Here is a 12,312-nt window from a genome sequence, read left to right on the forward strand (position 1 = left end):
GTTTATCTAGATTCTTTTCCATACGATTCGTATTTGTTCCGTCACTAGCTTCTGCTACTATATGTGTTGAGGAAATTATTCCAACAAGCAAAAGAAACACGCTTTGCTGATACTCTCGGTCCGTAGAAGCATGGTATAGATTATGAAAGGTGGTTTAGCAATGAAGATTCTCATCGTTGGCTATTTTAGCGAGACCTCAAAATCAAATATTGCAAGGTGTTTTCCGCAAGACTGGAACGTTGTAGTTGTCCCGCCCGGAAAAGAAATGCTGCATCATATTGAAGATTGCGAGGTAATCATCCCTGAACATATTAAAGTGGATCACAGCCTGCTTTCTATCGCAAAAAATTTAAAATTGGTACAGACGGGTGCAGGATTTGATAATGTAGATGTCCCTGCCTGTACACAGCACGGCATTTGGGTGGCCAATGCTGCAGGAGTGAATGCGCAGGCAGTGGCCGAACACGTAATGGCAATGATATTGTCTTATTATAAAAACATACCGTTTCTTGATAATTTTATGAAAAACAAGATGGATGAAAATCAATTGGACTATACAGGGAGTGAATTAAAGGGCAAAACGATTGGGATAATCGGTTTGGGCGCGATCGGAAAAAAAGTAGCTGCGTTTTGCAAGGTTTTTGATATGAATGTCCTGGCTTATGCGAGAAATGCCATTGTACAATCGGACGATTTTGTGAAAATGACGGATTTCGATACGCTTGTAAGCACATCGGACATCGTCAGTGTACATATACCCTTGAATCAGCAAACCAAACAGCTCATCAACAAAGCAGCATTCAAGAAAATGAAGAATACCACTCTTTTTATCAATACAGCCCGCGGCGGGATTGTCAACGAAAGAGACTTGATTGATGCATTAAAAAACGGGGATATTGCTGGCGCATGCCTGGATGTGTTTGAAACTGAACCGCTTCCTATGGACAGTGAGCTCCGGAATCTGGGTAATGTGATACTTACTCCCCATACAGCAGGAATGCCTGATGGTCGAAAATTCCATAAAAAAAGATATGATTTCTTTATAAAGAATATAAAACGTGTAGAAAATGGTGAAGAGCCTGAAAGCAAGCTCAATCAGTTATTATAGTTGCCAGATAACAGAATCGTCTGTTTTGAAGTATATAGAGTCTGTTCTATCGAGCTGTGTCCGCCCCTAATCATCTGGTGAATAATGCCGGTCATGGAGAAATGATCCACTTTGCCGAAACAACAGAGGCTCCATTCGATAATAATCTAATCGAAAATGACACAATGTTCTTGTCCCGATACAACGATTGATAACTGTATCAAGAAATCAATGCAGTAAAAAGACACTGATATTCTATTCATCAGTGTCTTTTTTAAGGCTACTTTTTCCACCAACATCATGTTTCATCGTTGATCTCAGACTAATTCACTTTAGCCCTTTCATTTAAAGCAACTTTATTAGCGCTTCTAGCTCATCAACCAAAACTTTTGCAAGTTCAAAATTAGTATCTTTCAAAGCCAATTCTATTTTCATTTCAACTGATTTTTTCTTTTGTTCCGTTTCCAAATAGTCTTTATTAAAATGACTCGCATAAATCATCTCTCTAAATTCTTGCATACTCATTTTTCTAATCGTCTTATCGTCAATGATTAAAACATAATCCATACCATTTACAACAGAATAGAAATCATGAGAAATCATAAGAATTGCACCTTTATAGTCTTCAATGGCTTTCTCAAGTGCTATTTGTGTATAGGTGTCTAAATGGCTTGTCGGTTCATCCAGAAGTAATACGTTTGCTTTACTGGCAGAAACTTTAGCCAATTGAAGCATGTTTTTTTCTCCACCAGATAAAGAACCTATCTTTTGGTTAAGGATTTCTCCTTCAAAGCCATAGTTTGAAATATACGATCTAATCTCATCATACGTTTTAAATCCGGCATCGATGAATTCATCTAGTATTGTATTGGAATCCGTTAGCATTTCGCCTTGAAGCTGAGATAAATAGGCCACTTTAACATCAGCATTTATTTCAATTGAATCATGACTATTTTTAAAGACTTCTCGGAGTAAAGTCGTTTTCCCGGTACCGTTTGAACCGATAATGGCTACTTTATCTGCAGATTTCATCTCAAAGTTAACATTGTCTAAAAGCAACTCATCAAAGGCAACGCTATAATTGTTGACACGTACAACAGTGGTGTCTTCAATTTCATTATCCATACCAAAACTAATATTTGGTTGCTTAATATCAACAAATGGCTCCTTAATTCTACGTGCTTCCAATCTTTCTGTAAACTTTACTCTAGCCTTTAACGCTCTACCTCTAGCTGCTTCTGCGTTATAAGTTGCGATAGCTCTAAGATTATGAACGATGTTCTCGTTTCTCTCAATTTCTTCAGCTTCAGCGACTGTAATTTCTTGCAACTCAATTTTAGTCTGAAGTAATGAGAAGTTATAATCAATATATCGCCCGTCAAACTCTTGGATCTCCGTGTTTTCGAGGTGTATAATCTTGTTGAAACAATGATTTAATAGATATCGGTTGTGCGTAACAACCAGCAGCATTCCCTTGTGGGAATTAATAAGATTTTTTAGCGCATTTAGGTTTTCAAAGTCTAAAAATACATCAGGTTCGTCCATAATCATCAGGTCCGGACGACTTAGCATTTCCTTCATCACTTGAATGAGTTTGAATTCCCCGCCGCTTAAGGAGGATACGTTAAGATCTCTTAGCTTCATGAGGTTTGCCAGATTTAGCTGCTTATTAATGGTGTTTTCAAAATTATCTCCGTCCATCGAATCGAATGCGTCTAAAGACAATTGAACCTTTTCCAGCAGCGCATCCATATCCGACGTGGTTTCCATTTCAGCATACATCGCTGTGATTTCATCTTGTATCTTGATAAATTCTTCTCCGATATATTCAAAAACGGTCATTTCTTTGGTTTTATCAACTTGCGAGAACTGACTCACATGCCCGATTCTGCAATCCGGGTCTATCTCTAACTTGCCCTCGAACAAATATCTTTCCGGATCCATCAGGATATCGATCAGTGTACTTTTCCCACTGCCACTTGTTCCGATAAAAGCGCAATGTTGTGCCTCTTCAAACGTAAATGAAATGTTTTTATACAGTTCCTTTTGTGGAAATGAGAAGGATAAGTTTTCAACTTTTATCATAGTGTTACCTTTCTTTATAACTAAAATGGTGACTATTATTAAATGTATTGTCGAACATAGACTTTTAGAGTAACACTGTTTACCACCAAGTACAATCCATTTGTAGCCCTTACCCTCACTTCGAATTAATGCTTAATCGGTAATGGGAGCATGTTTAGTCCCTCGACACTCTACAAAAAAGCCGAATGGATCGTTCTCATCCACTCAGCTCTTAGGGTAAATTTGACAAAAATTTGTATAACATCACTTACCGCTGTTCCACTTCCATTCATATATTCACCGGGATATTGATAAATGCCAGGTCATTCGGAAAGTGTCGGTAGATCTGGCTCCTCATTTGCAAGCAGCTCCGAATCATCGGAATGCCGTTCGAACTTCACTGCGTCAACCCTCGTATAGATCATATCGGCAGGAAGCGTTGGCGGGTCCACCGTTGTAGGAGTAACTCTGGTTAACCGAACATACTCACTGCCGTCCCCCGTAAAGTCGAACGTCCCTAGATCAACCCAACCCGATGGGCCGACCGTTGCATCGATATAGGTGACCTCGGTACCCGTCTTATGCTTCACTTCCACTTTGACATTGTTATCGTTTGCCGTCGTATGGACGAGCTTGTAGATGGAGACGGTATATTTCCCCTCTGGAAACTCGCCTTTCCACGTTGCTGATGAGCCTTGAACTGTAGAGTAACGGGACTTAACCCCAATCTTGTATCCGGCTAAATTGCTTTGGCTCCAAGACCCTTCTGTGGTGTATAACCCGGTTGTATTTGTACTGTCCACGATAACTGTTAGGTCCTTAATCGTGATGTTCAAAGGCGGCGTTGTTAAGGTCACTCCGTCCATCGTTACAGTTGCCCACACCTCAATGTGATCCGTTGCCCCATCGAGATGCAGAAGAGTCAACAATCCGCTGCTGTCCACTTCAGCCAGATCCGTACGATCTACGTAATACTGCACATTGGCCTGGGTTAGATCACCGATCAAACCGTTATCCAAATAACCGGTTACGCTCAGTTGCGCGGTTTGAGTCATCTGCAGTTCGTTCCGATCGGACAGGATCACAGCAGACTCCAATTGCGGTATCCTGTTTGGGTCCACCCACATGATTGCATCGGCAACGACTCTGGACTTGTTGGCCTTATTGGTTAGTTCCACGTACCCGCTATCGCCTGCAGCAAAAGGATAATCCCCTAGGTGCACCCAAGTTCCATTCGCCGTTGTCGCATCAACAGTAACCGTATCGGAGCCTCCGCTATAATGAACGGTAAATGAGGTATTCGTTGCCCAATTTTCACTCGCAGCGGTGATTTGCGGAAGCTTGTAATACACACTATAAGTTACGCTTTCCGGGAGATCAGGCCGCCATCTCATTTTGCTTGTCGCTGTGCCAGTCGTAGATTTGGCATACACATAGTTATCGTAGTAATAGTCGTTCGCCGTGGTATCCCTTATCCAGACGCCCTCTGTCTCCGCTTCCGTATTATCCATAATGATGGATGAACTCTCCTGCCAGTCGGGCTGGACTGGAGTTTCCGTTACCTGATCAGGCAGATAAAGTGTCCGCTTGCGGGTCTGTTTCCCCTCCGATTCCACGTAATACGTGAAAGTTTGGGATAAATCATCCACTCGTATCGACCATTCCATCGGGTATATCGTATCTGGGATGGTTGTATACGTAGCCCCACCATCCAATGAATAGTGGATTGTCGCTGGTTTTGTCGTTTTGGCCTGCACATAAGCATCATAGACCGTTTCGTCAGGCTTAACGATCAGCATGCCTTTAACCGCATCAATTGGACTGTGGGTATCAAAGAAATAGCTTGCATCCGATGGTTCTGCCGTTCTGACCTGATGCAGCGGCACATCAATATCGAGTCCCTCTACAATGATCGCGGTGATGCCCTTGCCTGAAACCGTGGCTTGAATAATTCCACCACTCATAACTGCTTGTTCTGGTGTACCATTGTCGCGGATGATCGTTACGGTGTAATCCTGTGCCGGGTTGAACCCAATAATTTGTTCATTCAATTCAATTGGAGTCTGAACTTCATCTGAAGATGCGTTACTTAATCCGATGTAGAATTTATCGCCGCTCTCACCCGTTATCCAATTCAATTGAGGATGATTGGTCTTAATAATCCCCTTGGGCATCCAAAGCCAAACGTCGGAATTACCATAAAATTGATCTGGTTTATTCCCATAGAGATGATATTTGAACCATAAAAAATTCGTTTCAAATACGGAAGGAAATGCAATGCTCCCGTTCGATTTCAATGATTGTTCGCTGATCAAATAATCCATCGTTTGCCCGAGCTGCCCCGGTATATGGTGATAATAGATGGATGTTGCACCGCTAGGGCCTTCCAGAGGAAAATCCGGTTCAAGTTGGCTAACGGCGAAGCCTTTATAGTAATAACCTGGATAACTGGAATATCGTCCAATCACCGCATTATGAGCAATATCCTGCAGCAGTTTATCCCCTGTATAGAGCGACAATCTCAGCATGAAAGGAGCTTCCTGAGCATTCATCCGATAATAGCCGGTTGTACTGCCTGCTTCAAACGTCAATCCGTTCGGTGAAACTAGCCAACGCTCCGCTTGAACCCCTCCGGCGATATCTTCTGGAAGCTTGAGTCTAGGATATTGAAATTTACCACTTTCCGGCCAATGGAACGACTCCGCGTAATTATATGTCTCCGGCTGAGGAATCGTAACGTTACCTTCAGGAACTGGACGAGCAACAAACATGGTTGCATACCGTTTGGCTTCCTTATAGGCAGCATTCAAGTATTTGGGATCCTGAGTTTCCTCATATAGTTCCAAAATCTCCATCCAGAGCTTGCTATAATAATAAATGAACTCATTTTTACTCACATCGACGGATGAGGGCGTATCGATATGTTGCAAGATATAACTATCGGCTGCATCCTTGGCAGCCTGCAAATACTGCGCTTCTCCCGTCATCCGATACATCATCAGAGGCTGAATGACAGGGCCCCGATCTTTCTGGTCAGGATCTCGCACGAGGTACTCTTCCTGTGCCAGCGCTCCAATTCCTGCCGAGGTGCCCATCATCTGGTTGACAGCGGCTACGCTTGAAACATCGAATGGCAGTGTAGCCATTTTCCATAACGAAGGTACGCCATATACTTTCTTCTGCGTCGGCGACCAACCGATACCATTTCGCGATACGCCATACTGGACGGACGGCAGTGCTCTCGTATCGTATAGCTGGTCATCCCCCGTTAAATAGTAAGCTCCCAAAAGAACCGCATTCGAGCTTGTTCGAACGCTATCCTCGTTTTCGATATCAATAAAGCCCTTGGCACGGCTCCACCACCCGCTGGGTGAAGGCACATAATCAACAGAGTCGTCCCCTTGCGGCTCAATCTTAAGCAGATCGATCATATTGAACATTGCGTCAGTAAGCGACTGATGGGACACATTTTCGCGGTATGCTGAATAACCGTACTCATTGCGAAGAATATCCACGTAGGACTCATACAGATTGCTTTTTTGAACGATTAGCCCCATATGAAATTGATAAGTGCTTTCTGCGGTCATTTGCGAATAAGTCCCTAATTGAGGCGCATACAGGATGGGCTGCACGCTGCCTTCGTTGTTGACAAGGCTCATGCCGAGCCGTTGTTTTGTAACGCCTCCCGTCGGTTCAAACTCAACCGGAAGCTCTGTCGAAGGTACAAATACCCCATACGTCAACGGATTCCCTGAACCATCATTCTTCTCAACCAGACTCATCGGAGCGCTCAGTTCCCTCAAACTTGTTGATTCTACGGTACCTACCATTTTGGCATGCGACCTGAATCCATTTAACACTTCATTGATGCCGGAGACTACCTCTGTTGTGAAGGACTGATATCCAATCACATAGTTGCCGTCGCGGCGAGGTGTAAAAGCATAGGAAACATCTGGTTTATCCCCTGCCATGGACCAGTTCACTTCAAAATCGTAATCACTCTCATGCGAGGAATCTGTTAATACCGCCGTGTGGTTGTCGGGAAAAGTGATCCCGTCAAATGTAATCCAGCGTTTGTTCATCGTATCGTAGTAATTGGTTCGACTGCCCGCATTCCCATCCAATAAAACCCATTGCTCCTCAAGTCTTTCCGAAACATTATTGATGGGCGTCCAGTTTCCCGTCTCCGTGTTCTTGTAGAACATGTCACGAACGATGGATTTGCCTCCATCCCATGCTGCCTCATAGAAGGTCGCTTTATAGTTATCATTTTCGATGCTGCCTTTTTCCGTGTAACTGAGATTGGTTAATGTGCGGCTCCGCAGCGGGGGCAACGGCGGTGCCTGCTGCCGGATATTTCCTTCGAACTTGACTGCATCAGCCCGAGTAATAATTGTACCCGTAGTAGGTTGGGTTCGAGTCAGCCTGACAAATTCGCTATCATCACCACTGAACTCATACTCCCCCAAATCAACCCATCCGACCGATGGACCTGACGAAGGTCTAAGGTCCATAAACTTCACATCCGTAATCCCGTTATGAACAATCTCAATCTTCACATTACTATCTGCTTTATCCGCCCAATCCAGCTTATAGAACGATATTCTCGCCGTCCCTGCTTCCAGGCGTGGATTCCATGTGATGCTTCTATTTACGGCGTCTGTATATTTGGAGCTGGAATTATTGTAACCCTTCACTCCCGCACTTGTGCTCCAATAAGGAGCGGAAAATCCGTTATTAGCGTTGCCGGAATCAACCGTGACGACATGATCAATCGTGAGGCTCCCATCATCAATGATGATCGTCTTATGTGGCTCTTTCTGCCTTATATTCCCTTCGAACTTGACCGCATCAGCGCGCGTAAGGATCGTGTTCGTCGTGCTGGTAGACCGAGTCAATCGAACGAATTCTTCACCAACTCCGGAAAAATAGTACTCTCCCAAATCAACCCATCCCGCTGGAGCGTCAACTGAAGGTCTCAGATCCATAAAGACTACATCCGTTGTTCCATTATGAACAATTTCAATTTTCACATTACTATCTGCCTTATCCGCCCAATCCAGCTTATAAAACGATATTTTCGCCGTTCCTGCTTCCAAACGTGGATTCCATGTTATTGTTTTGCCCACAGTACTCGTATATGCGGAGCTGGAATGATCATACCCCTTTACCCCTGTGCTTGTGGTCCAATTTGGAGCCGAATATCCATTGTTCTCGTTAACCGCATCAGGTGTCACAACATCATTGATCGTGATACTCCCGTCATCGATGATAATCGTCTGATAAGGTAAGGTCTCCGCATAAGCGGTCCTTATTCCGATCAGGCTGAAAGGAACTCCTATCGTCAACATGAAAACGATGAAGAAAAACAGCTTCCTTTTGACCATACAACTCACAGCCTCTCTTGTAATGATAACGCCTCCAAAATAATAGTGCCCTTTGCTCGCATGATCCTAAAAGAACAGTTTTATCCTTCTGGCAAGTCTTGCTCTGTCGTTTGTATCATAGCATGGCACATCACTGTGAAATTTCTATCATTTTAAGCATTTCTTATACGATTTTAAGCAAAAAAAGAAACCTGCATCCTAATTTGATTGCCAAATTGCAGTCAGATAAGATGTAGGTCTTCCAAGTGTAACAATCAATTATAATGGTGGCTGCACCAATAGCAGCTTCCCAAGCTGAATGACCGTTTGATCATACCAAGCTGGATGCTGCCTAATATGTTCCATACTTCGTTTATTGCCACTTGCCTCAAACACGGCCGCTTTGTCAGTTTTCTCGTGATCGATCTCGAAGCGAACTGTATGTTTCCCATTGGGTAGCTCCGGCAATAAAACATATTGATTTCGATTATGATCGTTATAGGGTGTGAATCGATCAATAAGAAAGGGTTCCCCTCCATCTACCGACACCATCAATCTGCCAGAATCCGGCCCCCCGATATCAAATAAGCCGATGTGTGTTCCCTCAAACTCCACTGTGACCGTCTCTCCGGGATCAACTGCTCGCCATAGGCCGGGGAACAACCAATCATACTGGCTTACTAAGGCAAAATCATCGGGAGTCATGTAAGACCATCCAGCCGAAAAATGACTAAGACGATCCAGTGGCAGCATGGTTGCATACTCCCAAGGATTGGCCGGGACCAAAGGGTCCTGCGGCAAGTGATGTTCGACCTTTCCCACATGATCTCGAAGTTCACTCATTTTCTCAAACGAGCGGGTGATTGTATCTGTGTAAATCTGATGTCCTTCGGGGATCGTTGGATGGATCGAATCATGTGTAAAAATAACGGCACCAGGAATGGATACATCTGACTTTGAGGTAAATATAAGCTTTCCATCCGAAACCAATTGACTGACGGCTACGCCCAGATGAATCGAAGGAATGCCGTAATAGTTGGCGACTTCCTCCTGCATACGAGCTCCCTTCTGGTATTGGCCGGATTGAAATAAGGTTAAATCCCGCTCCTTAACCGTATACACAAACAGGATATCGGTAAACCGGCTGTGCTTGCGGATCTGCCGGACAATGCCTTCGATCCGTGCCTTCGATTCGGGAACTCCCCCATCGTTTCCAACAAATTCAACGAAAACGAGATCAGGCTGATGACGCAGGACATCTATCTCCAATCGGGCGCAGCCCAGGTCCGATCCTGTCCCATCAATGCCTGCATTCACAGCGTGGATATCCGCATGGGGGTATTGCCCTCGCAGCCAATCTGCCGTCATGACCCTGTATCCTTCAGAACGTGTATTACTGCCGCCGAAATAGACGATGGTTACGGTTTCTCCATTTTCCAACTTTGTAATGACATTAGGCAGCCCTCTTCGAGGGAAAAATTCCTTCATCGCGAATTCACCTGACCTCACTTAGCGTTTTTAGGAGCAAAAAATTTTACAGCAAACACTTCATAATAAGGCGAACCATACGTTGAGAAGAAATGAATCCGAACTCGGGTTACACCGTTTGCGTGTACCTGATGTTTGTTCAACGAAAGATAATTCCCACGGATATGAATTTTACTCTCGGTTCCGTCTTCCAAGGTTAAGGTCACATCATAATCTTGGATCAGTGGCTCGATCGGATCATCGAAATGCTCCAAGTTCAGCTGTGAATTAAAAACAAGATGGAGTTCATCCAGATTTCTGGGGCTTGCAAAACCAAATTCCAACCATTCCTGTCCTTCCGTACGTTTAGAAATCCAGCTGTTCGGCAGACCATAAGGTCTGGAGAAGCCGTTAACAACATTCTCGGGATTATACATATTTTGAGAAGGCAACAGCTCTTTGAAGCAAATGCTCTTATTAAGCTTTTTTAACCTGGACGGCACTTCTGGCCTATAATAAAAGCTGACCGCCCCTGTTATTGTCTCTTCATTGCCGTATACGGCAAGGCTCGCCGTACCTTCCAATACGATGTAGATTTTGTCATCAGCCGGCTTCTTGCAGCTTAGGTCCAGCGTAATCCAGTCATAGTATCCCGCTGGAATTTGCAAGCGATAGTGTTTCAGTTCGCTGGTAGGAATATAGTTTTCCTTTCGCTCACCGCCAAACAGCTTCACTTGTAACGTTTCCGCATGCCCGTATCTATTTTTAATTTTGATCTGCACGCTTTCAGCCACGGATGTCTGAATCGGCAGGACCAAACATAACGCTTTCTCCAAGGAGATCTCTTCGGTTGGGTAAAGATGTTCATAGCTTCGCTGGGACGAGGCACGAATCGTTAATCCGTCAGCGAAATAAGGATCCAACGGCTCCTGAAGCCCTACAATCGTTTGCCCGTCTCGAAGCAGCTGTGCCTGAAGCTCACCCATATGGGCTTTGACGATGGCCGCAGGGTCTGCCTCATATTTTACGCACAACGCAGCAGCCGTCCCTACCGCCTGCCCCATACAACCACAGGTTGCCATGACCCTTGTAGATCCGAAAGCCACATGGGTGGCGCTTATATTGCGGCCAGCGAACATGAGATTAGGAATATTACGTGAAAATAAACTGCGGAAAGGGATATTATACAATCCCGGCACAAAATTCCACGCAGTGGCCGGCCCTTCATCGTAGATGCCTTTATTTGCATGCAGATCCATGTACCAGCCACCGACGGATACAGCATCTTCAAAATGAGGCTTTGCTGTAAGATCGTTCTGAGACAGCATGTGTTCCCCTATAAACCGTCTCGACTCGCGCTTTCCCGGAATCGGGCATACATAATCCAGAATAAGATTGTCTACATCATCAAACTCGCCGCTATTCTTGATATAATCCCATATCCCGTACACCAATTTCCGCAGTTCCAATGCGATGTCTTCATTATTCTTGATAATATCCATATGTCCACCGTATTCCAGCCACCACAATCCGCCAAGCCCATTGATTTTCCTTGGAAAAGACCGATGGTTTAAGCCATTTCGGATACTATCGAAAAAGGCCAACTTCGTAATGTCATACGCAAAGCCAGGCCTTTTGTAAGGAACGGGATAGTTTACGTCACGGGCTTGAAACAGAATCGTATCGCCCATGGTGTAATGATCCGCCACTTCTGGAGCGAGCTCCTCCTTGTATTCATGCTTCGCCTCTCTCCCCCATCGGAAGTGAGCACCTGCTTGGTATCCAACAATTCCATCGCCGGAGCAATCAATGTAGGTCGGGCTTTCAAAGCGAAATTTTCTTTCCGAAGCTAATTGAAGACCCTCTACCCATTGAATTCTGCCGTTCTGCATGCCCGTTTCATGCACACATGTATTCAGGAATAGAGAAATGTTAGGTTCATCATAAACCATGTCGAGCAAGACGGTATCCGAAAGCGATAGCATAAGTTTCTTGTTGTATAACGGATTATAATGAAAGATCTTCAGCTTGAGTTCTTCTACCAACCCACCCTCGCGAGCATAGTAGGATGGACTGTTTCCGAGATATGCCGACCCGTTGATATGAACCCTGACCTCGCTGCTCGCATTTCCCCCAAGGACCGGCCGATCATTAATAAGTGAAACCTGCAGCCCTTGGCGTGCGGCAGCAATGGCAGCGCATATCCCGGCAATACCTCCGCCTACGACGGTTACATCTGCTTGTATAAGCTCCATTTTGTTAACCTCCATGATTAGATGCTCCTATCATGGTAATGGTTTTGGGCCCCTTTTTTTTACAGGATTTCGC

Annotated in this window: 5 protein-coding genes; 1 reads left to right on the plus strand and 4 read right to left on the minus strand. The window is 44.5% G+C overall.

Translation table 11 applies throughout. The features are described from left to right. Nucleotides 1-160: 160 nt before the first annotated feature. On the plus strand, nt 161-1,108 hold the full coding sequence (locus HP552_RS28300; RefSeq protein WP_175398697.1) for an NAD(P)-dependent oxidoreductase: 948 nt from the start codon (nt 161-163) through the stop codon (nt 1,106-1,108). Nucleotides 1,109-1,432: 324 nt separating this feature from the next. Here the strand turns inward: HP552_RS28300 and HP552_RS28305 are convergent, their stop codons facing one another. From HP552_RS28305 to HP552_RS28320, 4 genes are all read right to left on the minus strand, one after another. Beyond that, nucleotides 1,433-3,172: an ABC-F family ATP-binding cassette domain-containing protein gene (locus HP552_RS28305; protein WP_175398698.1), complete on the minus strand. Its 1,740-nt coding sequence runs from the start codon at nt 3,170-3,172 to the stop codon at nt 1,433-1,435. Between the two features lie 302 nt (nt 3,173-3,474). Continuing rightward, nucleotides 3,475-8,538 carry a golvesin C-terminal-like domain-containing protein gene (locus tag HP552_RS28310; RefSeq protein ID WP_175398699.1) on the minus strand — a complete coding sequence of 1,688 codons (5,064 nt, stop codon included), beginning with the start codon at nt 8,536-8,538 and terminating at the stop codon, nt 3,475-3,477. 258 nt (nt 8,539-8,796) lie between these two features. Further along, nucleotides 8,797-10,005, minus strand: a complete 1,209-nt coding sequence (locus HP552_RS28315) for an SGNH/GDSL hydrolase family protein (RefSeq protein ID WP_175398700.1) — start codon at nt 10,003-10,005, stop codon at nt 8,797-8,799. A 17-nt stretch (nt 10,006-10,022) separates the two neighbouring features. Continuing rightward, nucleotides 10,023-12,239 (minus strand): FAD-dependent oxidoreductase, encoded by a 2,217-nt coding sequence (locus HP552_RS28320; protein WP_246311094.1) that lies wholly within the window; start codon nt 12,237-12,239, stop codon nt 10,023-10,025. Nucleotides 12,240-12,312 lie beyond the last annotated feature (73 nt).

Origin of the sequence: Paenibacillus xylanilyticus, from assembly GCF_013359935.1 — a bacterium.
Taxonomy (GTDB): Bacteria; Bacillota; Bacilli; order Paenibacillales; family Paenibacillaceae; genus Paenibacillus; species Paenibacillus xylanilyticus.